Genomic DNA, 22,819 nt, shown 5'->3' on the forward strand with positions numbered 1-22,819 from the left:
CAGCTCAGTATCGGCTATCGGCATCAACAGTGCTGGTAGGCGGCGAAGTTGTCCGTTCTCTCGAAGTAATGCATATGCTGTCCGATGAGTGATCTGGATCATAGTTCGGGTGAGGTGGTCGACGTGCACGGTAGCGGTGACGTCGCTCTGTCCGCTGCGGACTACGACCGTGTCTTCGCTGTCTTCGACTACTGCTCGGCCGCGAGAACGCTCGATCAGCTCAAGGATCTCCTCATGGTCGCGCTCCATGATCACTACCGCTGTCCCAACACCACCTTCCTTGCCGGCCCGACCTTCACGACGGCTTTCGCCGACCCGGATCCGGTGACGACCGGGCGGATCACGCCGATCCTCGACGAGTACCAAGCGCACTGGTACCTCGACGACGTTTTTGCGACGGCGCAATCGCGGGCAACGCTGTTGGCATCTCCCGCCATCACGCACACTCAGTTGGCCGACGTCCCTTCACAGTCGGCGACGTACCTGCGAGATTTCCTCTATCGCAAACGCCTTCACAGCGCGTCGGTGATGCATCTCCAGTTGGCCCACGGCGGTCACGGTCTGGTGGGGATTTTCGATTCAGAAGGCAAGGATCTGTCGGGGCGCGACATCGTGGGCTTGGGCATTCTGGGCAAGCAATTGTCGCTGTTGTGTCAGACGCTGCCCGGGCAACGCGAGCCGGGATGGCGAGAGAAGCTGACGCCCCGGCAGATCGATCTCGCGGAGTTGTTGGCGGACGGCCATACCAACGACGAGATCGCGGTGATCCTGTCGCTGAGTCCGGACACGGTGAAGAAGTATGTAAGCCGCATCCTTGCTCTTCTGGGCGTTCGCAACCGTGCCGAGTTCGTGAAGTTGGTCTACGCGCAGAAACTTGCCGATCAACGCGCTTGAGATTGTCCACTTTCGTGCACTGTGACCGCGGTCACGGCACGGATAGCGTTTTCGGTGCACGGCCAGGAGTTGGCCCACAGCACTAGGAGAACTCATGAGTAGGCTTCGTTTCGGGTATTTCATGGCACCGTTCCACGTCCCCGGACGCAATCCCACCGCCGCACTGCAGCGTGATCTCGAACTGGTCGAGTACCTCGACCGGTTGGGCTACGACGAGGCGTGGTTCGGTGAGCATCACTCTGCCGGAAGCGAGATCATCGCGTCGCCGGAAATCATGATCGCTGCAGCCTCGCAGCGCGCACCTCGGATTCGTTTCGGCACGGGTGTCACGTCGTTGTCGTATCACAACCCGCTGTGGGCAGCGGATCGAATCATGCAGTTGGATCACCTGACTCAGGGGCGCACCATCTTCGGAGTCGGGCCCGGTTCGTTGCCCACCGACTCGGCGATGATCGGTCTGAACCCGACGGACACCCGAGAGTTGTTGCAGGAGAACCTCGACATCGTCGTGCGCCTTCTTCGTGGCGAGACGGTTTCCGCGAAGACACGAACCCACGAGCTGTACGACGCCAAGCTGCAGCTCGCTCCGTACTCGGAGAACGGCATCGAAATCACCGTGGCCGCAGTGGCCTCCCCGACAGGACCTCGCCTGGCCGGTACGCACGGTCTCGGTCTGCTCTCCATCGGAGCAACCTTGTCCGCCGACGGTTTCGACGCCTTGGCGCACCACTGGAATGTGATGGAGGAACGCGCTGAGGTCAACGGGACGACGGTGGATCGTCGGCAGTGGTCTCTTGCCGGACCTTTCCACATCGCCGAAACCGAGGCGGAAGCACGCAAGCAGGTCGAGTACGGCATCGAGGAGTGGTTCGACTATTTCCAGCACGTCGCGGCCTTCCCTCAGATGGCGGTCTCCGGTGCGCGTCTGAGCGAGATGATCGACTTCATCAACGAGGCCGGGATCGGTGTCATCGGCACACCGGAGCAGGCCAGACGTCAGGTACAACGGCTGTGGGACCAGTCCGGTGGTTTCGGCTGCATGCTGCAGATGGGTCACGATTGGGCGAACCCGCAGGACACCCGACGTTCGGCAGAGTTGTTCGCGCAGGAGGTCTTTCCGCACTTCCAAGGGCAGGCGCAGGCGACGCTCGACGCGGCAGCTCACGCGCGCGCTGTCAGGGAAGGGCATGCAAAGGCGCAACTCGACGCCGTCGACCACATGACGAAGAAGTACGCACAAGAGTTGGCAGACAAGGGCTGACATCGTGAATGTCCCACAGGGCAACCGGGCGTTGCGTTTTCGAGAAGCCATGGCGCACGTGTGCTCACCGGTCGCCGTCGTCACGGCAATGGACGGCGACCGGCCGCACGGCACGACGGTCAGCGCATTCATGTCGTTGTCGATGGACCCGCCGATGACCGCGGTGGCTCTGGATCGACAGTCGGAAGTTCTCGGCCTCATCGAAGGAACGCGGAGGTTCGCGATCAATGTCCTCGGGACCGCGCAAAGCTCACTGGCGGTTGCCTTTGCGAGGAAGGGCCGTGCGAAGTTCGACGGTGTCGAGTGGGCGGAGCATCTCGGTGTTCCGAGACTGCCGGACGTATCCATCTGGATCGCGTGCACCGTTGATGCCGTCGTGGACGGTGGTGATCACAAGATCGTGACAGGATCGGTGGACGAGGTCGAGCACCGCGAGTCGAATCCACTGACCTACCACCGGCGTGTATTCGGTACGCACGCACCGACGTCAGTGCTCTAGGAAGGAGAGCCATGTATGTACTGGTGGACGACGGCCGCGTCAGCATCCACGATGTGGACAACCTGAAGGCCTTTCACGTCGAGGTGAGTGCCGACATCTCCGAAACCGAACTGGACGAACTCTTGCGCCTTCAGGATTACGGATACGTCAGCGGTGGTAGTGCATTCATCTCGGTAGCCCGCGTTCGCGAGAGCACCACGGACGTCGAAGGTGTTGCCGCGATGGTCGACTACGCCCAGAGCAAAGGCTGGGTGGACGAGGACGGCGAAGCACTGCAGGCTCACGTCGTTCGCCAAAAGTAGCGGAACGGCTCAGACCATGTCGTTCTTCTGCAGCCACCGCAGTGTCGGCCAACCGCAGAACACCGGGAGCCAGCAGGTCAGCACTCGGTAGAGCAGGACCGACGGGACCGCGATACTTGCCGGCAGTCCGAATGCGGACAGACCACCGATGAGGGCGGCCTCGACGGCTCCGACGCCACCCGGTGTCGGAGCCGCCGAGGCGAGCGTCCCACCGATCATCGTAACGATGGTGACGGTGATGAACGTCGTTCCGCCGCCGAATGCTTCGACGCTCGCCCACAGAGCCAGGGCGGCACCGAGAGTTGTTGCGGCGCTGCCGCCCACGATGATGAGGAAGCGGGTCGGGTTTCGCGCGAGTTGGCTCAGTTCACCCAACACCTCGGTGATCTGAGGACGCAGATCGTCGCGCAGCCACCCACGGAGTTTCGGGATGAACATGAATGCACCGAGAACTCCGAGCGCTACGCCGCCCGCCAGGTACAGAACAGTGGATCCTGGGATGAAGTGCGAGAGGTTCGTATCACGTCCGGCGACGATCGAGAAGAAGATCAGCAAGCCGACGTGGGTGACCACCTGAACCGTCTGTTGCAGCGCGACTGCGGCCGTTGCGCGGACGGTACCGAGCCCGCCCTTCTGCAGGAACCGCACGCTCAGCGCGAGCCCGCCGACTCCGGCCGGAGTTGTCGTCGCCGCAAAGGTGTTGGCCACCTGCATGATCAAGAGGTTGCGGTAACTGACCATCGACGACGCACAGGCCCACAGGGCCGCAGCCGCGCCGACGTACGTCAGTGCGGAGACGCCGAGGCCGAGCAGTGCCCACCACCAGTTGGCCGTCTTCAGTTCGGTGATGAACGCGGGGACCTGGCTGATGAAGGGGTAGGCGACGTAGACCAGACCGATGAGCAGAACGAGCTGGATCAGCTGGTTGCGACTGAATCGGGTGACCTGTGCGGGAGCGACCTTTTCGATCCCGTTCTTGGCACCGACCTCGTCTCGGATCTCGGTCATCAGTTTCGCGGAATCCGTGACCGTCCGCCGAATTCGGTTGGGCAATGCAGCGGTGGTCAATCGGCCGGAGGCGGCGAGAATCGTGTCTGCGCCTTGCGCTCGAATCGCGGCGTCCACCGCTGCATCGACCCCGAACAATGATGCGGTGGCGAAGAGAAGTTGTGCGTTGTCGGACTGCATCTGAACTTCGGTGGCGCCGAATTCGGAGTACGCGTACCCGCCGAAGAGGATGGTTCCGCCTTCGACACGAATCTCGGAAGCGCGCAGGTCGCCGTGCGCCATCTGGTGCACGTGAGCGGTATGCAGTGTTTGCCACAGCGCGTCGATCAGTTTGGTGGATTCTTCCTCGCCCGCCTGGTTCTCGACGGCGACGGCAAGGGGGATGCCACGAGGACTCGGGCGCGCGTACATCTCCCACCCGCGATCGAGTACCGAGATTGCGACGGCCTTGGAACTGGCCAGACCGATGTCGGCGAAAGCGATACCCATGAGCGCTCGGTGTTCGACGGCGCGACGAAGTGATCCGTAGGGCGGCGGAGTTTCACGGTTCCGGAACGAGATCCAACGGAACGTCTGTCGAATTGCTCCGCTGCTTCGCTGGTTCTGTCCGTACAACTCGACGACGAGTTCGTCGAAAGGTTCGTCGTCCGGTGCTTGATCGATGGCTGCGGACATGACAAGAGGCCCGATTCCCGAGGGACTCACGACGCGGAACGCGGTGACGCGGTAACCGCGCCGCGCGAGTACGCGTACTGCCGAGTCCAACGGCACTTCGAGGGCAGGGGTGCCGACGGCGAGAACGATCACCGCGCCGATCAGGTAACCGACGGCGAGACCCAGCATCGATCGTGCGGGAACGATCGAGCTGACGATCAGATGGATGGGAGCGAAGAGCAGAAGCAGCGTCCACCAGGCTCGTCGCCACTTCTTCGGAAGCCACGGGCCCGAGACGGTGAGCACCGCCGCGAGCATCGCGATCCATCGCGGATCGTCGAGGAATTGAGACAGGAAGGTGGCGTCGAGTCGGTCCGGCACGTCGAGGTGCCATTTCGGTGCCGCCAGGCCTGTTCCGGTGAAGGACAGCGCGACACCGGCGCACAGGCCGGCGGCGGCGTATCCGGCCAGCAACTTCCACCGGCGCCCGACGATCAGGCCGATCAGGATGGCGAACGGTAGCGCCAGAATTGCGATGCCGTAGAGCAGGTACACAGTGTCGGACAGGCTCGGCGAGAGAACACCGACGATGTTGGACACCGACGTTTCGAGGGCGTCCCACTGACTTCGAGTGATCAGAGATCCCGCGATCACGCCGCCGAGCAGCACAGCAGCGATCGCAACCCGCATGATGTCGCTCGTACGGCGGTGCAGTGGTGGCAGGAGGCTTCCCGTTACCGGGATCTCCCGTCCGTCTACTCGCATCTCGCCAGAACTCTCTTCTCTCGGGGTTACCGACCGTCTCAGTTACCTCGATCAAGGTACCGCGTGAGGGTTCGGCGACTGGGAAGCCGGACCTGTCGTTACCTCCTCGATGCCAAGCAACATTCTCTTCGGACCCGCGGGAGCGGGCTTCGGCGCGTAAAATTCACTTTCCGGACGTTCGTTCATTTCGACGACAGGGAGTGCGTATTCATGAGCCCCGACGCCAGCGGTGTGGACGGTCGGGTTCCTGACCTGCCGACCCCGTCGACCAGAATTTCCGTCACCGAGGATTACGCGGCCGAGATCGACGAGCTGTCGAGTCTCAAGCACAAGCTCGGCGTGCTGGAGCCTTCGGAGTTCGCGGATGCCTGGAAGCAGGGTTACCCCTACGCGAAGAAGATGTCGCGCCGCGAGTACGAGCGGAAAAAGCGGCGTCTGCAGATCGAGCTGCTCAAGCTGCAGTTGTGGGTCAAGGAAACCGGTCAGAAGGTGCTCATCATCTTCGAAGGTCGCGATGCTGCCGGTAAGGGCGGGTCGATCAAGAGATTCACCGAGCATCTCAATCCCCGTGGAGCCCGCGTGGTCGCGCTCGAGAAGCCCACCGACATCGAGCGGACGCAGTGGTATTTCCAACGCTATGTCGCACACCTACCCAGCGGCGGCGAGATTGTGATGATGGACCGGTCCTGGTACAACCGCGCCGGCGTCGAACGAGTGATGGGTTACTGCACGCCGACGCAGTATCTCGAGTTCATGAGAGAGACCCCGGACTTCGAGCGGATGCTCGTCAACTCCGGGATTCATCTGCACAAGCTGTGGTTCTCCGTCAGCCGCGAAGAGCAGTTGGCGCGGTTCGCGGCCCGCCGAACGGACCCGGTGCGTCAGTGGAAGCTCTCACCGACCGATCTGGCTTCGCTCGACAAGTGGGACGACTACACCCAGGCCAAGGAAGCCATGTTCTTCTACACCGATACCGGGGATGCGCCCTGGACGGTGATCAAGAGCAACGACAAGAAGCGCGCTCGCCTCGAGGCGATGCGTCACGTGCTCGCCAGCTTCGACTATCCCAACAAGGATCACCGGGCTGTCGGTACTCCGGATCCCTTGATCGTCGGGCCGGCGTCGGCCGTATTCGAAGAGGGCGAGCACGTGAACGTGGAGTTGCCTCAGCTCTAGCGCAGGTGATCGCTCAGATCGAACTGGCCTCTGCCCACAGATTGATGCCGCTGTCCTTGGCGTGCTGATCTATGGAGGCCAGTTCGGCTGCGCTGAATTCGAGATTGTCGAGCGCGCCGACGTTGGTTTCGAGTTGGGCGACACTGGACGCACCGATCAGTACCGAGGTGACCCGCGAATCGCGGAGTGCCCAGCTCAGTGCCAGCTGAGCCAGCGACTGGCCGCGGTCTGCCGCGATGTCGTTGAGCGCGCGGATGTGGGTGAGAGCGTCGTCGGTCAGCCACGACGGATCCAGTGACTTACCTTGAGCTGCACGGGAATCCTCGGGGACGCCGTTCAGATAGCGATCGGTGAGCATGCCTTGAGCGAGTGGTGAGAACGCGATGACGCCGACGCCGAGATCGTCGACAGCCGACAGCAGGTCCTGCTCTATCCAGCGGTTCAGCATCGAATAGCTCGGCTGGTGGATCAAGAGCGGAACCCCCGCAGCGGCGAGCAGTGCGGCGATTTCACGGGTGCGCTCCGGCGAGTACGAACTGATACCCGCGTACAGGGCCTTGCCCTGCTCGACAGCGCTGATCAGGGCGCCCGCGGTTTCGTCGATCGGAGTTTCGGCGTCAGGGCGATGGCTGTAGAAGATGTCGACATAGTCGACGCCGAGTCGTCCGAGCGACTGATCGAGGGACGACAGCAAATACTTGCGGGACCCACCGAATCCGTAGGGGCCGGGCCACATGTCCCAGCCGGCTTTGGACGAGATGACCAATTCCTCGCGGTACGAAGAGAAATCCTCACGCAGGATCCTGCCGAAGTTCGTCTCGGCGCTTCCGTACGGGGGTCCGTAGTTGTTCGCAAGATCGAAGTGGGTGATTCCGAGATCGAATGCCCGCCGCAGAACTGCGCGCTGGTTCTCGATCGGTACGTCGTCGCCGAAGTTGTGCCAGAGGCCCAGCGAGATGGCCGGGAGTTTGAGACCGCTCCGACCGGTTCGGCGGTACGGCATGGCTTCGTAGCGGTCCTGCGCGGCGACGTACTGATCGGACATGGTGCCTGCCTTCACATCGTTGTGTCTGCGGTTGAGCGTTCACTCCCGACCATTATCGCCGACGGCGCTCAGGTGTGCCGGCCGCTGGAGGTGTGTCAGTCAAAATGCTTGCGGTTTAAAGCAATTCGATCGATCTTTTGGACCGATGTTCAGGTTCGAGTCACAGTGCCGGGCGGCGGTGACGTCGACCACGTCTGGGCTCGCATCTAAGGGAACGGTAAGGAATCGCGGTTACCATGGTCACAGTCGATCGGCGATACCGATCGCCGATTCGCTTCGAACATGTTGCCCAGCAGCCGGATCCGGGGTCCGGCGAGGAGATCTATGTCGACGCAGTCCGTAGTGCACGCACAATCATCCGCAGACGAGAGCGTCGTGGGGGATTCGTCTCCGCCGGGTGGTGGAAGCCGGCGATATCTCGAGCAACTGATCAGATACGACGTGCCGGCGTCGCTGGTCGTATTCCTGGTGGCGCTTCCCCTGTCATTGGGAATTGCGATCGCCTCCGGGGCGCCGATCATGGCAGGTCTGATCGCCGCAATCGTCGGCGGAGTGGTGGTCGGAGCTGTGGGAGGTTCACCGCTGCAAGTCAGTGGTCCCGCAGCCGGCCTGACCGTGGTGGTCGCCGAACTGATCGGCAAGTTCGGGTGGAAAGTCACCTGCCTGATCACCGTCGGCGCCGGAATTCTGCAGATCGTGTTCGGGCTCAGCCGAATTGCCCGTGCGGCGCTGGCTATTGCTCCAGTGGTGGTGCATGCGATGCTCGCCGGTATCGGCATCACCATTGCGCTACAACAGGTTCACGTGTTGTTGGGTGGAAGCTCGGCCAGCTCGGCGCTGGACAATCTACGGCAGTTACCCGCACAGATCGGTGCCTTGCATGTCGAGGACCTGATGATCGGACTCGTCGTCATCGCCACCCTTCTCGGGTGGCGCTATCTCCCTGCCGGTGTCCGCAAGGTTCCGGCGGCGTTGGTGGGCATCGTATTGGCAACTCTCGCTTCGCTGGCGCTGCCGATCGACGTCGAGCGTATTGCTCTCGACGGATCTTTGCTGGACTCGATCGGACTCCCCGCTCTGCCCGACGGCCAGTGGCTCGGCGTCGCAACCGGCATCCTCACCATCGCCCTGATCGCCAGTGTGGAGAGTCTGCTCTCGGCCGTGGCCGTGGACAAGATGCACTCGGGCCCGCGGTCGAACTTCGATCGCGAGATGCTCGGCCAGGGCACCGCGAACATGGTGTCCGGGGCCATCGGCGGCCTTCCGGTCACCGGGGTGATCGTGCGCAGTGCGACCAATGTCGAGGCCGGGGCGAAGTCCCGCGCGTCGTCGATCATGCACGGCCTGTGGATTCTGCTGTTCTCGGCTGCGCTCGCCGGGTTGGTCCAGCAGATTCCGAAGTCTGCACTGGCCGGACTGTTGATTGTCATCGGTATTCAACTGGTCAAGCTGGCGCACATTCGGTTGGCGCGACGGACCGGTGATCTGTGGGTGTACGGCATCACGGTGGTCGGCGTCGTGTTCTTGAATCTGCTCGAGGGCGTCCTGATCGGGTTGGCGCTGGCCATCGCCCTCCTGGTGTGGCGTGTCATCCGCGCAACTGTCACCGCAGAAGAGTTGGGCGACAACGATTCCGGGAAGTTGCGCGTCCTGGTCGAAGGCTCGTGCACCTTCCTGGTGCTGCCCAAGCTGACGTCGGTGCTCGCCGGACTCCCACCGCGGTCGGACGTCACCGTCGAGCTGTCTGTCGACTTCCTCGACCATGCCGTCTTCGACGTCATCGAAGAGTGGGCGAGGCAGTACGAGTTGGCAGGTGGTTCGGTGATCATCGACGAAGTCGGCTCGGTGAGTATGGAGAGCGCGACCACCGGTCCGCCGAAGCGTGGCGCCGCAGTCACCGACCTGCGCGGCTTGCTCGCGCCGTGGGGCAGTTGGCAACCACAGGCTTCGGGGAGGAATCTGAGCAGCCCGCCGGCCTTGCGGCCCATTCTCGACGGGGTGTCCAACTATCATCGCCATCGCGCCGAAGCGATACGGCCGCACATGGATCAGTTGCGCGACGGGCAGAACCCCGACTCCCTTTTCCTCACCTGCGCAGATTCGCGAGTGGTGCCGAACATCATCACGAGCAGTGGCCCCGGTGACCTGTTCACCGTGCGCAATGTCGGAAACCTGGTTCCTGCCGGCGGCCGCGATACGTCGGTGGAAGCGGCACTGGCCTTCGGGATCGACGAGTTGGGTGTCAGTTCGGTGGTCGTGTGCGGACATTCGGGCTGCGGCGCGATGCAAGCACTCCTGACCAACGGTCCGTCGGAATCGGGAGTCGTCGGTGAATGGCTGCGGCATGCGGAGACGAGCTTGCAGGCCTATACGAGTGGCCATCCGGTCGCGCGTGCTGCGGCCGAGGCAGGTTTCTCGGAGGTCGATCAGCTCGGAATGGTCAATGTCGCAGTCCAATTGCAGACTCTCGAACGCCATCCTCTCGTCGGTCAGGCCCGTGTGGATGGTCGCCTGCGTATCGCCGGACTGTTCTTCGACATCGGCTCGGCTCGGGTCATCGAAGTGACAGCGTCAGGGATCGGCCAGTTGATCGAGACCTGAAGGGGCTATTCGGGTCCGGGCTGATCCCTGAGTTCGACCAGCAGGCGAGCCCCGCCGAGTGGACTGTCGTGAAATGTCGTCCGTCCGCCGTGCAGGGCCGCCTGCTGCGCCACCAGCGCCAGGCCCAAACCGGAGCCTGTCTTGCCTGCCGTCGATCCGCGAGTGAAGCGCTCGAACACGCTCGAGCGTTCCTCGGCCGGTATTCCGCAACCGTTGTCGTCGATCGTGATCGTGACGGTGTCCGGTGAATCTGCCGGGCGAGCGAGGGTGATGCGCACCGCGCTCGCGCCGCCGTGGCGGACTGCATTGGTGATCGCGTTGTCGAGGATCAACCGGATTCCGCCGGGAAGGGCCCGGATGCAATAGGGGAGTGGGGAATCCACCGTGACGACGCCGACGTCGAGCCCAGGATGATGTCGGCGTGCGTCGTCGGCAGCGATGTCGCAGACCTCGGTCAAATCGGTGTCCTTGAAATCCTCGGCCGTCGAGAGTTCACCCTTCGCCAGGCGCTCGAGGTCTCTCAGAGTTGACTCGACGCGGCCCTGCGCGCGGGCCAGATCTGTGAGGATCTCCCGTCTTTGTTCGTGATCGAGGTCGTGAATGGACAACACTTCGATGTCGGTTCGCATTGCTGTCAACGGAGTTCGGAGTTCGTGAGCCGAGGCGGACGCAAAATCTCGGGCGGCGGCAAGGGCGGAGTTGGTTGCGGCTTGCGCTCGAGCGACGTCGCTGAGCATCGATTCTGCTGCTGCGGCAAGCTCGTCCGCTTCACGGATTCCGGAAACCTCGGTGGCGAGATCGGGATCGCGCCTGGCGATCCGGCGGGTCAACTCCACGAGGGGGCGCACCGCCGGGCCACCGAACAACCATCCCAACGCAGCTGCGGCCGCTACGGCCCCGACGCCGAAGAACGCAACCTGTCGCTGTTGGTCGACTGTGATGTCTCGCGCTTCGGCATAGGGAACCGCCAGCGAGACAAGGGCATTGATCCCGTCGGCCTCGGCGGTATATGCCCGGTACTTCGTACCGTCCACGTCGACGGTCGCCGAGCCGACCGGTAGTTCGGGCAGTCGCGTCGGGGTACTCGATTTGACGGTTCCGTCGGTGTCGGAGCGGATGGTCACGGAAAAGGCGCCGCCGTCTCCGAACGCGCCGAGAAAAGGTCCCGCTGTAGCCGCATTGGCCACGATGACCGTCGATGCCGTCTCGAGTCGGCGGTCCAACTGCGCCAAATTGTTTCGTGCGATAGCCAGTGCAACGACCACACCGAGTGCGATGACGATGAACGTCGCCCCCAGTGCCGCGGCCGCGGCAACGCGAGTTCGTAGTGAGAAGCGGCGACGCTTCACGGGTTCTCCCGAAGCACGAACCCGACGCCGCGAACGGTATGCAGCAGACGAGGTGAACCGCCGGATTCGAACTTTCGACGCAGATAGCCGATGAAGACGTCCACGACGTTCGTGTCGGCGACGAAGTCGTAGCCCCACACCAGTTCGAGGAGACGTTCGCGAGTGAGCACGATGCCGGAATTGTGTGCGAGCACTTCGAGTAGCTCGAATTCGCGTTTGGTGAGCGGTACTTCCTTGCCGTCGACACGAACCCGGCGACCGGAGAGATCGATGTCGAGGTTTCCGACCCGCAGGGTATTCGTACCCTCGGAGTGATCGCCGGCCGGAGTGTTGCTGCGACGGAGCATTGCGCGGATCCGGGCAACCAGTTCGGCAAGAACAAACGGTTTGACCATGTAGTCGTCTGCACCGGATTCGAGCCCGGCGATGCGATCGTCGACCGAGTTGCGCGCACTGAGCACGCAGATCGGGATTTCGTTGCCGGCGGCACGAAGCGCCGTCACCACACCGGTGCCGTCGAGCACCGGCATGTTGATGTCGAGGACTACCGCGTCCGGTCGCTTGTCGGAGATCACTCGGAGCGCGTCGGCGCCGTCCACCGCCGTCAGTACGGTGAATCCCGAGAGCCGCAATCCGCGTTCGAGTGAGGTCAGGACGTCTGCGTCGTCGTCGACTACGAGGATTTTCGGTATCTCGGTCACAGCCCCATTGTGCCTTGCCTGGTACGTCGGGTTTCGCCGATCAGACCGGCAAGTCGGTACCGTCCGGACGCAGACCGGCCATGAACACCGCGACCAACCGCGGGACCAGGTTCGGCATGGCCTCGTCGGACAACTCGATTTGCGGGCGCGTCAGTTTGGCCAGAGCCATGACGAATTCGAGCGGTTGCAGATCGGCGCGAACCAGTCCGGCGCTCTGAGCGGCGCCGATCGTCGCGGTCATCTTCGTTTTCGTCACCTCACGCACCGCCAGAACTTCGGGCGCCAGCTCGGTGAAACTGCGTTCCACCAGTGCAGGAATGAGCGCACCCAGGCGCAGTTCCACGAGGCGGTCCACCAGCGTGTGCCACGCGTTTATCGGATCGGTGGACATTGCCGTGAGTGCGATGTCGGCAGCCTCGCGGACATCGGTCAGTGTTGCGACGGCAACGGCGGTCACGAGGTCCTGGCGCGTCGGAAAGTTTCGATACAGCGTGGCGATGCCCACTTTCGCGAGTTCTGCGACTGCATCGAGCGGCGCGTCGTGCCCGCGCTCGGTGAACACCGCTCGTGCGGCGTCGACTATTGCGTTTCTGCGTTCACGGGCATCGGCTCGCACATCCACCTCCGGTATTGACAGTTCATTCTAACCGGAGGAATATCTTCCACAAATAGTGGAGGAAAAACTTCCACTTAGGGAGGGTAGTTATGAACGCCGAAGTCGAAGCACAGGACCGCAAGAAGTTGGTGGCTGTGGTGTTGGGCTTGTCCGCCGTGATCGGGCTGATGCTGCTTGCCTTCGTACTGCCCTCGGTCAACAGTGGCCCGCACGAACTGAAGTTGGGCATCACCGGTCCAGCTGCGGCAACCGAACAGATCAGCACCTCGCTCGAGGCGAGTAAGCAAGGCGCCTTCGATACTCGAGAATTCGCCGACGCCGACGCCCTGCGTGACGCGATTCGGAATCGCGACGTGGTCGGCGGAATCGCCGTTGATGCCAACGGTCCTCACGTGTTGATCGCGACTGCAGGCGGAACCCCGATCGCCCAGACCCTGACCGGGGTGGCCAACGGCCTCTCGGAGGCCTCGGGGGCAAAGGTGCCCGTCGAAGACGTTGTGCCGCTGACTGCGGACGACCCGACCGGTGCTGGGCTCACGGCATTGGCCTTGCCCTTGGTGTTCGGCGGAATCATGCCCGCTGTTGTTCTCGTGCAGCTGTTTCCGCGCAGCATCGTCAAGCGAGTGTTGGGCGCTGCCGGCGTCGCGGTGGTCGCGGGTTTTGCACTGACTGCCATTCTGCAGTTCGGCACCAACAGTCTTGACGGAAACTACCTGCTCACCGCGCTCGCACTCACCATGGGCATGTCGGCCATCTCGCTTCCCATTTTGGGGCTCGAATCCCTGCTCGGGATGAAGGGGTTCGCGTTGGGCGCCGTCACGATGATGTTCATCGGAAACCCACTCTCGGGGATGGCCACAACTGCCGCGTGGTTGCCCGCAGGCTGGGGCGCATTGGGGCAGCTGCTCCCACCTGGCGCCGCAGGAGCATCCGTCCGTTCGATGGCGTTCTTCGACGGCCATGGCGCCACCACGCCACTTCTGGTGCTGGTGTGCTGGATTGCCGTCGGGATCGCGCTGTGCGTGGCTGCCGGCCGGAAGAAGGCGTCGACCCCCGTGGTCGAACCCGAGGCTGCGCTGGTCTAGTCGGTGCGGCTTGCGTACGGGTTCAGGTCGGGAATCGGCCAGACCCCGTCAACGCGTTCCACGGCCAGTTCGGCGACCACGGTGTCCTCGTCCATCGGTAGAGGTCGGAGGATTCGGGGCTTTTCCGCCTCCCATTCGACGTCGATGCCCGCGGAGGTCAGGGCGTCCTGATCGATGACGGCGACGACCAGCGGCAATGTGAGGTCGCCGAACACCAGATCGAGCACCGAAGCGAGTGCGTCCGGGGTCGTTGCGCGAATGAATCCTGCCTCGTCGTAACTGATTCCGCGCGTCGAGACCTCGTACTCACCGAAACGCTTGCATGCTTCCCAGTCGTCGGCGATGGCGACGTGGACGAGTCGTTGTCCGGTCATGCAGTGCTCCTGTAGTATTCGAATTAATGAAACGTCAACGTAGCATTAATTTACCGGCACGGTAACAGGGGACTTGATGGAGCAACCGCGCAGACGTGGGAGAACCAGTGACGCCGAGCGCGCCGAACGACGCAACGAGATTCTCGACGTCGCTGTCGACTCGTTTCGAGATGTCGGGTTCGCCCGAACTACCATCGAGGGCATTGCCACGGTGGCCGGCGTCGCCAAGCGCACCGTGTACAGCTACTTCGGCGACAAGTCTGCGGTCTTTGCAGCTGCGGTTGCGCGTCAGCACGCGTACGTCGACAATGCCGGCGAGGGCCAGTCCGACCTGCTCGCCGCTGCAGTGGACATCGTCATCGCCCTGCACAGCGACAACTCGATTGCGCTGCACCGCATGATGATCGCCGAGGCCGTGCAGTTCCCTGAATTGGCCGCAGCGTTCTACGAATCCGGCCCGGCCAAGTCGATTGCCTTTCTGGAGAAGATTTTGATCGATCAGCACGGCCAGAAGGCTGCGCTGTGCGCGGATCAGTTGTACACCTTGCTGCTCGGGGAGGAGCACCGGCGGCGACTGCTCGGGCTCACCTCCGAACCGACAGCCGAAAGAGCGGCGCAACTGGCGGCCCGCGCGGTGGGATGCGTTCTGAGATCTGATCGGTAGGCTCGACTGGGTGAGTAACTCTGTGATCTGGTTTCGACGCGATCTGAGGGTCGGTGATCTTCCGACTCTGACTGCAGCGGCGGATGCCGGCGGACAGACGTTGGGTTTGTTCGTCCTCGACGAGAAGTTGCTCGGACCGGCAGGCTCACCCCGCCAGAATCAACTGTTCGCCAACTTGTCGGCACTCGACAACCAGCTCGACGGACGATTGATGGTTGTTCGAGGTGATCCGGCAGACGTGGTGCCCCGCGTGGCGGAATCCGTTGGCGCCGAAGAAGTTCACATCAGTGCCGACTACGGGCCCTACGGCCGACGGCGCGACGCGGCCGTGGCCGAGAAGGTGGAGTTGATCGCCACCGGGTCACCATATGCCGTGGCGCCCGGACGCGTCACCAAGGCGGACGGTGATCCGTACAAGGTGTTCACGCCGTACTTCCGTCAGTGGATGGAACATGGTTGGCGGGGCCCCGCGTCGACCGATGCGGGGACGGTCCGTTGGTTCGATCCGAGCGAGAAGGACGGTGGCCCGCGCCGGGTGAGTATCCCCGCGCCGTCCGGCACCGTCAGCGATGTCGTCGGTGAGGCCGGTGCGCTCGAACAGTGGAAAGAATACTGCGAGAACGATCTTGACCGGTACGACGACGAACGAAATCGACCCGACCTCGACACCACGAGTCGGATGTCGATCCCGCTCAAGTACGGCACGATTCATCCGAGAACCATGTTGGCAGATCTCTCCAAGCGACTCGGAGACGGCGCTCAGGCGTACCGTCGCCAGCTTGCTTGGCGAGACTTCTACGCAGACATCCTGTTTCAGCGCCCCGACAGCGCGCGGAAGAACTACGACGACAAGTTCGACCGTTTACGTCACGACGGGGGAGTCGACGCAGACGCCGCCTTCACGGCCTGGTGTGAAGGCAAGACCGGCTTCCCGATCGTGGATGCCGGCATGCGGCAACTCGCCGCCGAGAACTGGATGCACAATCGGGTCCGAATGATCGTCGCGTCATTCCTGGTGAAGGACCTGCACATTCCGTGGTGGCGCGGCGCACGGTACTTCATGTCGCAACTGGTGGACGGTGACTTGGCCTCCAATCAGCACGGGTGGCAGTGGACTGCCGGGTCGGGTACGGATGCTTCGCCTTTCTTCCGCGTCTTCAACCCGATCACGCAAGGGGAGAAGTTCGATCCCGACGGCACATACGTCCGTCGGTGGGTCCCCGAACTTCGCGATGTTCCCGGGAAGGCCGTCCACTCGTTGAAGGCGATGCGCCCAGTCGACTACCCGGACCCGATAGTCGATCACGCGCACGAGCGTGAGGAGGCCTTGCGCCGGTACGGCGAGATCAAAGGCTGAGTGCTCAGTGATCTGCGGGCGCTACGCGGACGCGGTTTCCGTCCAGATCTGAAATGACAAACGTCAGACCGAAGACATCTTCGTTGGGTTCTTCGACGACCTCGACTCCCTTGGCCACCCACTCGTCGTGGATCGCCCGAATTTCGTTGCTCCCGCCGTCGACCAAGATGCCGACTTCGAAATTGCGCGGTGTCGCGGGATCGAGGTCGCGGGACTTGCCGCTCCACAGTGCAAGGACCACACCGCCGCCGAGGTCGAAGGTCATGTACCGAGGGCTGAGGACCTCAGGCTTCGCGTCGAACAATTCGCCGTAGAACGCTGCTGCGGAGGCGGCATCGCTGACGTAGATCAGAAACTGGTTGGGTAGTCGCACTGTGGTTTTCCCTCTCCCGTTGATGTTCGGGCCACCGGCAACGGGGCGTGTGCCGGGTCGTGCGGGGCTGCGTTCAACAATCCCCGCGCGCCGGACGAATGTCCAAGAACAAGTGCGTCTGAGAGGCAGATGGATTACTTATGACGACTGCTGCAGTCACACCACACTGAGGTGGTACCCGACGCTCAGGTTCGGGTAGTAGCCGTCGATGTAGCTCGAGATGAAGTAGTGATCAGGGTCGGTGGTGCGAGTTCCGTCGGTGTCGAACTGCGGATAGTCGTTGGCCATGAAGACTGCTTGTCCGCCGTCGGGAGTGGAATAGACGACGTCGACCGTCAGGCCGCGCGGGTCCTGGTTGTATGCCGTGACGATCTCGGTCTCGTGAGGCGCGAGCGACTGGCGTGGGCTCTGCATCCACTGTCCGTAGGGGTTGTCGGCGCCTTCGAGATGAATTGTCTGTTCGGTGTCGTTGCTGATCGTCATCGTGATGCTGTTGCCGGTTGTGGGAAGGGTTCCGGCACTGGCGATTCCGCTCAATCCCAATGTGAGGGCGCCGGCGGCCAGAGCTGTGATTGCGGCAACTACGTAGCGTGGGTTCGTCATCGTCGGTGTCCTTTGTCCGGGTGAGCGTTCGGTTGGCTCTCTCGAAGACAACTATGTCGGAGCAGATCGATGTCGTATGTCCACTCCCCGGACCCTGTGCAGGCGGAACGGTGTGTCCACCGATCGGGGGACACCTACTCCGACACCGAGACGGCTTCGACCTTTCGCTCGCCGGTGACCAGCAGTCCGATCAGTGCGGCCGCCGCGAGCACCATGACGAGTGCGCCGTAGCCACGCGTCGTATCCACCAATCCGACCTTGCCGACCAGGTAGCCGGCCAGCAAGGCGGGAAGACTGTTGGCCAGATATGCGATGACGTAGACGGTGGACAACAAACCCGCGCGTTCGTGGTTCTCGGCCAGCGGCATGACGGTGAGGATAGTTCCTTGGAATCCTGCTCCGAAGCCGATACCTGCAACAGCCGTACCGACCAGAATCAATACGGCAGAGGATGTTTCAGCACCGATGAGTGTGACGGCCACCCCGAGCACCAAGGCGGTGGTTCCGATCAGCATCACGGTCCGGCCGCCGAGTTTGCGGAAGGTGAGTACTGCTGCCGCTCCGAATCCTGTCAGTGTTGCGACCATGATGGCACCGATGAGGGAGCTGTGAACGTCAAGTGCGTTGCGCGCCAATGCAGGTCCGAGTGAGAGGTAGAAACCTCCCAGTGCCCAGACCGCGATCAGGCACGGTGCGGTCAGGGCAATCATCGTGCGCGCCTGACGAGGAACGGCCAGTGTGGGGCGCAGGGACTGCCAGGCTCCGGGGCGTCCGCCCGAAGTCTCGGGAGCGGCCCATACTCCGAAGATCTCGAGAATGACAAGCACGAGAAGGACCAGGTAGACAGTGCTGGTGGGCCGGGGCAGGTGCTCGCTGATGAGGCTCGAACCCACTGCTCCGACTGCAAGCCCCATCGTCGGAGCGACGCTGTTGATGATCGATCCTCGGCCCGGAGTGCGTTCGAGGTCGATCAATGCCGAACCCAGAGCGCTGATTGCAGCGCCGGTGGCAACACCCTGTACGACCCGGGCGATGAGCAGGATGGTCAAACCGTCGGCCGAGGCGAACAGCGCGAGCGAGACTGCCTCGAGCGCGAGTGCTCCGAGCAGGACCGGGCGCCTGCCGATGTGATCGGACAGGGATCCGGCGGTCAGGAGCGTGGCGAGCAATGCGAGAGCGTAGATGCCGAACACGAGAGTCGACGCGAGCGAGGAGAATCCCCACAACTGTTGATAGTGCTCGTACAACGGTGTCGGGGTCGCGGATGCGCCCAGGAACGTGGCGATGATGACGGCGATGAGTGTGAAAGCGACGCCTCGCCCAAGGCGTGGGCGTGAAGTGCTCTCGGTCTGTGGTGAAACGGTCGTTGTCATTGTCGTAGCGCTTCCCGTGCGGGTGGTGAAGACTTCAAACGCAAATACTTTGCGTTTGGGACGCTACGCCTGGCCGTAGCCTAATGCAACATCTTTGCGTTAGTATTGGATTTATGAGTCCGTCCGCAGGTCCGCGCCCCGGTGGCCGTAGTGCGCGCATCCAACAGGCCGTGCATGCGTCGGCGCGCAAGTTGTTGGAACAGCGTGATCGAGCCGAGATCACGGTGCCGATGATCGCGACCGATGCGGGAGTGACCCCGTCGACCATCTATCGGCGGTGGGGTGACATCAACGAAGTCTTTGCCGACGTCTCGATCGAGAGATTGCGCCCGGACGCCGACCCGCGTGAAACGGGCTCGCTCCGAGGGGATCTGACGGTTTGGGCGCAGGAGTACCTCGAGGAGATGTCTGCGCCTGTCGGTCGTGCTTCGTTGCGTGACGTGTTGATGAGCGACGATCAGACGCATGCACCGGACGGTACGAAGAAGTTCAAGTGTGCCTTCTTCTGTCGGACGCAGATCGACGTGATCCTCGCGCGTTGGCCGGAAGCTGCCGGCGTGGATGGTGATTCGGTGGTCGACCATGTAGTGGCGCCGATCATCTACCGAATTCTGTTCGACCTCGAACCGGTCGTGCCGCAGCGAGTTGCGGAATTGGTGGATCAGACGCTTGCCCTCGCGGCGCGGGTCGTTGCCGAAGGCTGATCGCTACGTAGTCGGGCGTGGACGTGCATGTCGTGCCAGCCGTCGGCGTGCCTGGCGGAGCTTCGTCGAACACCTTCTTCGCTGAACCCTGCTTTGGTGGCGACTCGGCACGATCGTGGGTTGTGGATCGAGTGTGCGAGTTCCAATCGATGAAACCCTACTTCGCGGAATGCCCACTCGGACAGTGCGGTTACAGCCTGGGTGCACAGTCCGCGGCCGCGCGCCGCTGGGGTCACCCAATACGCGAGCTCGGCAGTGCCGTCCCACAAATTCACCCCCTTTGCTGCGATTCGACCGAGGAGTTCATTTGTCTCGGGAGCGGCGATCGCCCAATGGCATTCGGATTCGCTTGCCCACCCGTCTCTCCACTGGGTGAGCCAACCCCGTGCTTCGTCGATCGAGTCGGCGCGGCGGATGTGCCAACGCTGAATCGACGGATCGCGAAAGGCTTCCATGACGGCCGGTGCGTCGTCGCGGGTCCAGGGTCGGAGAATCGCGAAAGTCCCGACGTGGATCGAGGGTTGGTCCATTCCCCGGAGATATCCAGCGGCGATAGCGGGCGTGGTCAACTTGGGCACGTGAAGCATCATCGCCTACCCGCCTGATGGCGGGCAATGGCGTGAGCTTTCCGGTCATTATCCCTGCCACTCTTCGTTCAGGCGGCGCGCAGATTCCAGAGTTGCGATGGCCTCTTCGGTGTCAACTCGCGCGAGGACCAGTGCACTTACCGTGCAGGAGAGAAGGATTCGAGTGCGGTCTGAGAGCGTGGCGTCTGTCTCGGTTGGAAACGCGGCGTGTAATCCACTGTTGATCGCGTCGGCGAGTTCTCGGCGGTAAGCGCGGATCACTGCGGCCACCGCATCGTCGTGCGCGCCGAGTCCGGCAGCCGAATTGAGAAGTAGGCAACCGCGCCGAGGTGAGTCGGCGGTCATGGTGCCGATCGCGTGCGCAAGCGAGGAAAGGTAGTCGTCGACGGCGTCTGCCCCGGGAGTTGTCGTGAGGCTGCACAGACGTGGCCGGATGACATGTTCGAGGTACATCTGCACGGCGGCGTCGAACAATCCGCGCTTGTTGGTGAACGAGTTGTAGAGACTTGACCGACTCAGCCCCGTCGCGGATTCGAGGTCGCCGAGTGAGGCACCTTCGTATCCGCGTGCCCAGAAAACGTCCAAAGCGGCAGCGACCACGGCTGTTGTGTCGAATTCTTGTGATCTGCCCATCAAAGCCTCGCTCTTTCTGTATCGTTCGGTCCAGTATATATTGGATCGAACGATACAGAATTCACTCGAAGCAACAGGAGTTCACCGATGAACGTCGCCGGCTACATCTTCGCGGGACTGGCCGCAGCAGTGCACGTATACATTTTTGTCCTCGAATCGATTCTCTGGACGGCCCCGAAGACCCGCGCCACGTTCGGCGTGAAGTCCGAGGAAGAGGCGATCACCACGCAGCCGCTCGCCTTCAACCAGGGCTTTTACAACCTTTTCTTGGCGATCGTGTCGGCGGTCGGCATCGTGATTGCGGCGACCGGCTCCGCGTCGGTCGGAATTGCCCTCGTACTGGCAGGCACAGGATCGATGGTTGCCGCGGGGTTGGTGCTGATTCTCTCGTCTCCCGACAAAGCCCGCGCAGCCGTCGTGCAGATGCTTTTCCCAGCTATTGCCGTTGTTCTGCTGGTAATCCACCTGCTTTGAGTGGTCTCTATCCGCCGCCGAGCACCAGTGATTCGATCAACGCAAAAGCACCGTTGAGTGCTCCGCAATCGAAGGCTTCGGCCAGGGCGTAACCGATGACAAGTTCGTCGGTGCTCGGCGTGCTCGACCAGACTGCGTCGGTCTGTCTGGGATCGGATTCCTCGTTCTTGGAGAAGTGCCCGATCCGCAATCCGTCGCGGGTGAATGCACTGTTCGCGTCGTCGACTGGGGCGAAGTTCAAACTCACGCCGTAGACGAGTGCCGAGACAGAGTACGAGCGACGGGACAGAAACCCTTTGCCGACAGTGAGTTCGACTTCGTCGCCACCGACAGTGAAGAACAAGTCGGCGGCGGCGCGCGTTCCGATGGGTGTGCCTTCACGGCGCGGGGCATCGACTCGACGCGTCAACAGAGCGTGTGAGTTGCCGTTTCGGACGTCGACGACCCCCGTGTCGACATCGAACGAGATCTCGACTTTTCCGTGAATCGGGTCCATTACGGCGTATTTGACCGTCACTGTGCCTACCCCCTGTAAGTGTGAACTCGGGTCCATAATACGTGGTGGGAGCGTTGTCCAGTATGCCCGAATCCAAAAAAATAGTGCCGAATGACGCGCGTTTGCGGCCAAATGCTTCTACGCTGGGTCTTGGGTTTGTTGCGCATCCCACAACGGTTTTTCCCACACCAGACGAGGAGCGCCTATGAGGTTGTCGACTACTTGTTCTGTTGCTACGAAGGCTTGATCAAGCCGGAATTGCCTCTGCCGGATGGTGCTCGAGACCCATCCGGCAGAGGCAATTCTGCATCAGTTCGGGCCTTCAGCCGCCGGCGAATTTTTCCGAGGTGCCGAGATCGATCGGCAACGCGATGCCGGTGATCCCGCGCCCGGCCGGCCCCACCAGATAGAACACCGCATCCGCAATCACTTCGGGGTCGACCCACGGGTGGGGCAGCAGATTCAGCTTCGACATGATCGGAGCGGTATCGGCGAGGACAGGATTCTCCAAGTCTGGACGGAACGCACGAACCATCGGTTCGTTGTCGATCATCGTCGTTCGCACATTGCCCGGGTGTACGGAGTTGACTCGGATGTCTGCCCAGCCGAGTTCGTTGGCCAGAGACTTCGCCAACCCCCGAACGGCGTGCTTGGACGCGGAGTAATGTGCAATCCCCGGCACGCCTCGAAGCCCGGCCATCGAGCTGATCAACACAATGGATCCACCTCGATTGCCGTTCATGATGTGCGGAATCGACACCTTGGTCGTCAACCAGACGCCGGTGACGTTGATGTCCATCAGCTCGCGGAACTCTTCGGCGCTCAGGTCCCAGGACAATTTCGCCGACGCCGCGATTCCCGCGTTGGCGATCACGATGTCCAGTCGGCCGAGTTTCTCGACTCCGGCGTCGACCGCTGATTTCAGGGCATCGAGGTCGCGAGTGTCCGCGACGGATGCGACGATACGCCGGCCCTGAGCTTCGACCAGGGCGACGGTCTGGGCGAGGTCGGCTTCGGTGGCCATGTCGTACCCCGCCGTTGCGACCGGCGCGCAGAGATCCACCGCGATGATGTCCGCGCCCTCGGACGCGAGCTTGACGGCATGCGCGCGCCCTTGACCACGCGCCGCTCCGGTGATGAATGCGACCTGACCGTCCAAATTGCCCATCGAACTTCCCCTGTCCGTGTGAATCGCCGAAACTGGAACGTGTTCATACTGCTACGT

24 protein-coding genes are annotated in these 22,819 nt (G+C 62.4%); 11 read left to right on the top strand and 13 right to left on the bottom strand.

Annotated elements, in window-relative coordinates; genetic code table 11:
* The first annotated feature begins 84 nt into the window (after positions 1-84).
* The 4 genes from QM609_RS14400 (at position 85) to QM609_RS14415 (ending at position 2,956) form a co-directional block, all read left to right on the top strand.
* The gene (locus QM609_RS14400) at positions 85-894 is read left to right on the top strand and encodes a helix-turn-helix transcriptional regulator (protein WP_283337299.1); all 810 of its coding nucleotides are present in this window, start codon (positions 85-87) and stop codon (positions 892-894) included.
* Positions 895-988: 94 nt separating this feature from the next.
* Positions 989-2,155 (top strand): LLM class flavin-dependent oxidoreductase, encoded by a 1,167-nt coding sequence (locus tag QM609_RS14405; RefSeq protein WP_007733459.1) that lies wholly within the window; start codon positions 989-991, stop codon positions 2,153-2,155.
* A gap of 49 nt (positions 2,156-2,204) precedes the next feature.
* Positions 2,205-2,654 (top strand): flavin reductase family protein, encoded by a 450-nt coding sequence (locus QM609_RS14410; RefSeq protein WP_007733458.1) that lies wholly within the window; start codon positions 2,205-2,207, stop codon positions 2,652-2,654.
* An 11-nt stretch (positions 2,655-2,665) separates the two neighbouring features.
* Positions 2,666-2,956 (top strand): hypothetical protein, encoded by a 291-nt coding sequence (locus QM609_RS14415; RefSeq protein WP_050654702.1) that lies wholly within the window; start codon positions 2,666-2,668, stop codon positions 2,954-2,956.
* 9 nt (positions 2,957-2,965) lie between these two features.
* Here the strand turns inward: QM609_RS14415 and QM609_RS14420 are convergent, their stop codons facing one another.
* On the bottom strand, positions 2,966-5,383 hold the full coding sequence (locus QM609_RS14420; RefSeq protein WP_007733454.1) for a lysylphosphatidylglycerol synthase transmembrane domain-containing protein: 2,418 nt from the start codon (positions 5,381-5,383) through the stop codon (positions 2,966-2,968).
* Positions 5,384-5,593: 210 nt separating this feature from the next.
* Here QM609_RS14420 and ppk2 point away from each other — a divergent pair, with 210 nt between their 5' ends.
* Complete coding sequence (gene ppk2 / locus QM609_RS14425; RefSeq protein ID WP_050654701.1) at positions 5,594-6,559, top strand: polyphosphate kinase 2; 966 nt, start codon at positions 5,594-5,596, stop codon at positions 6,557-6,559.
* A gap of 13 nt (positions 6,560-6,572) precedes the next feature.
* Here the strand turns inward: ppk2 and mgrA are convergent, their stop codons facing one another.
* Positions 6,573-7,604 carry an L-glyceraldehyde 3-phosphate reductase gene (mgrA, locus tag QM609_RS14430; RefSeq protein WP_050654725.1) on the bottom strand — a complete coding sequence of 344 codons (1,032 nt, stop codon included), beginning with the start codon at positions 7,602-7,604 and terminating at the stop codon, positions 6,573-6,575.
* Positions 7,605-7,928: 324 nt separating this feature from the next.
* On the opposite strand from mgrA, the gene QM609_RS14435 reads away from it, so the two are divergent.
* Positions 7,929-10,205 (top strand): SulP family inorganic anion transporter, encoded by a 2,277-nt coding sequence (locus tag QM609_RS14435; RefSeq protein WP_050654700.1) that lies wholly within the window; start codon positions 7,929-7,931, stop codon positions 10,203-10,205.
* 5 nt (positions 10,206-10,210) lie between these two features.
* Here QM609_RS14435 and QM609_RS14440 read toward each other — a convergent pair whose 3' ends face one another.
* The 3 genes from QM609_RS14440 to QM609_RS14450 are packed head-to-tail and all read right to left on the bottom strand — an operon-like array spanning position 10,211 to position 12,871.
* Positions 10,211-11,554, bottom strand: coding sequence for a sensor histidine kinase (locus QM609_RS14440; RefSeq protein ID WP_003939972.1), 1,344 nt, complete (start codon positions 11,552-11,554; stop codon positions 10,211-10,213).
* Positions 11,551-12,255 (bottom strand): response regulator transcription factor, encoded by a 705-nt coding sequence (locus tag QM609_RS14445; protein WP_003939853.1) that lies wholly within the window; start codon positions 12,253-12,255, stop codon positions 11,551-11,553. Before QM609_RS14445 ends, QM609_RS14440 begins: the two co-directional genes overlap by 4 nt.
* A 40-nt stretch (positions 12,256-12,295) precedes the next feature.
* The gene (locus QM609_RS14450) at positions 12,296-12,871 is read right to left on the bottom strand and encodes a TetR/AcrR family transcriptional regulator (protein WP_050654724.1); all 576 of its coding nucleotides are present in this window, start codon (positions 12,869-12,871) and stop codon (positions 12,296-12,298) included.
* An 89-nt stretch (positions 12,872-12,960) separates the two neighbouring features.
* Between QM609_RS14450 and QM609_RS14455 the strand changes: the two genes are divergently transcribed.
* On the top strand, positions 12,961-13,956 hold the full coding sequence (locus QM609_RS14455) for a hypothetical protein (RefSeq protein WP_050654699.1): 996 nt from the start codon (positions 12,961-12,963) through the stop codon (positions 13,954-13,956).
* On the opposite strand, the gene QM609_RS14460 is transcribed toward QM609_RS14455, so the two are convergent.
* Complete coding sequence (locus tag QM609_RS14460) at positions 13,953-14,330, bottom strand: DUF952 domain-containing protein (RefSeq protein WP_050654698.1); 378 nt, start codon at positions 14,328-14,330, stop codon at positions 13,953-13,955. The two genes, QM609_RS14455 and QM609_RS14460, sit on opposite strands and share 4 nt — an antisense overlap.
* Positions 14,331-14,406: 76 nt before the next feature.
* Here QM609_RS14460 and QM609_RS14465 point away from each other — a divergent pair, with 76 nt between their 5' ends.
* Both QM609_RS14465 and QM609_RS14470 read left to right on the top strand, forming a co-directional pair.
* A complete protein-coding gene (locus QM609_RS14465; RefSeq protein ID WP_050654697.1) occupies positions 14,407-14,994 on the top strand; it encodes a TetR/AcrR family transcriptional regulator in 588 nt (195 codons plus the stop codon).
* 10 nt (positions 14,995-15,004) lie between these two features.
* On the top strand, positions 15,005-16,351 hold the full coding sequence (locus tag QM609_RS14470) for a cryptochrome/photolyase family protein (protein ID WP_047270918.1): 1,347 nt from the start codon (positions 15,005-15,007) through the stop codon (positions 16,349-16,351).
* 4 nt (positions 16,352-16,355) lie between these two features.
* Here QM609_RS14470 and QM609_RS14475 read toward each other — a convergent pair whose 3' ends face one another.
* The 3 genes from QM609_RS14475 to QM609_RS14485 all read right to left on the bottom strand — a co-directional run bounded on the left by QM609_RS14475 (position 16,356) and on the right by QM609_RS14485 (position 18,700).
* Positions 16,356-16,724 carry a VOC family protein gene (locus tag QM609_RS14475; RefSeq protein WP_003939994.1) on the bottom strand — a complete coding sequence of 123 codons (369 nt, stop codon included), beginning with the start codon at positions 16,722-16,724 and terminating at the stop codon, positions 16,356-16,358.
* A 156-nt stretch (positions 16,725-16,880) separates the two neighbouring features.
* Positions 16,881-17,327 carry a hypothetical protein gene (locus QM609_RS14480; protein WP_047270917.1) on the bottom strand — a complete coding sequence of 149 codons (447 nt, stop codon included), beginning with the start codon at positions 17,325-17,327 and terminating at the stop codon, positions 16,881-16,883.
* Between the two features lie 134 nt (positions 17,328-17,461).
* The gene (locus QM609_RS14485; protein ID WP_003940229.1) at positions 17,462-18,700 is read right to left on the bottom strand and encodes an MFS transporter; all 1,239 of its coding nucleotides are present in this window, start codon (positions 18,698-18,700) and stop codon (positions 17,462-17,464) included.
* Between the two features lie 113 nt (positions 18,701-18,813).
* Between QM609_RS14485 and QM609_RS14490 the strand changes: the two genes are divergently transcribed.
* Positions 18,814-19,404: a TetR/AcrR family transcriptional regulator gene (locus QM609_RS14490; protein WP_050654696.1), complete on the top strand. Its 591-nt coding sequence runs from the start codon at positions 18,814-18,816 to the stop codon at positions 19,402-19,404.
* On the opposite strand, the gene QM609_RS14495 is transcribed toward QM609_RS14490, so the two are convergent.
* Complete coding sequence (locus QM609_RS14495) at positions 19,362-19,982, bottom strand: GNAT family N-acetyltransferase (RefSeq protein WP_050654723.1); 621 nt, start codon at positions 19,980-19,982, stop codon at positions 19,362-19,364. The genes QM609_RS14490 and QM609_RS14495 overlap by 43 nt on opposite strands.
* Positions 19,983-20,039: 57 nt before the next feature.
* Positions 20,040-20,624 carry a TetR/AcrR family transcriptional regulator gene (locus QM609_RS14500; protein ID WP_050654695.1) on the bottom strand — a complete coding sequence of 195 codons (585 nt, stop codon included), beginning with the start codon at positions 20,622-20,624 and terminating at the stop codon, positions 20,040-20,042.
* 87 nt (positions 20,625-20,711) lie between these two features.
* Between QM609_RS14500 and QM609_RS14505 the strand changes: the two genes are divergently transcribed.
* On the top strand, positions 20,712-21,098 hold the full coding sequence (locus tag QM609_RS14505) for a DUF1304 domain-containing protein (RefSeq protein ID WP_003939752.1): 387 nt from the start codon (positions 20,712-20,714) through the stop codon (positions 21,096-21,098).
* A gap of 7 nt (positions 21,099-21,105) precedes the next feature.
* Here QM609_RS14505 and QM609_RS14510 read toward each other — a convergent pair whose 3' ends face one another.
* Both QM609_RS14510 and QM609_RS14515 read right to left on the bottom strand, forming a co-directional pair.
* Positions 21,106-21,615 (bottom strand): hypothetical protein, encoded by a 510-nt coding sequence (locus tag QM609_RS14510; protein WP_228232225.1) that lies wholly within the window; start codon positions 21,613-21,615, stop codon positions 21,106-21,108.
* A 301-nt stretch (positions 21,616-21,916) separates the two neighbouring features.
* Positions 21,917-22,762 carry a mycofactocin-coupled SDR family oxidoreductase gene (locus QM609_RS14515; protein ID WP_020970454.1) on the bottom strand — a complete coding sequence of 282 codons (846 nt, stop codon included), beginning with the start codon at positions 22,760-22,762 and terminating at the stop codon, positions 21,917-21,919.
* Between the last annotated feature and the right edge of the window lie 57 nt (positions 22,763-22,819).

Origin of the sequence: Rhodococcus sp. IEGM 1302, from assembly GCF_030056935.1 — a bacterium.
Lineage (GTDB): Bacteria > Actinomycetota > Actinomycetes > Mycobacteriales > Mycobacteriaceae > Rhodococcus_F > Rhodococcus_F qingshengii.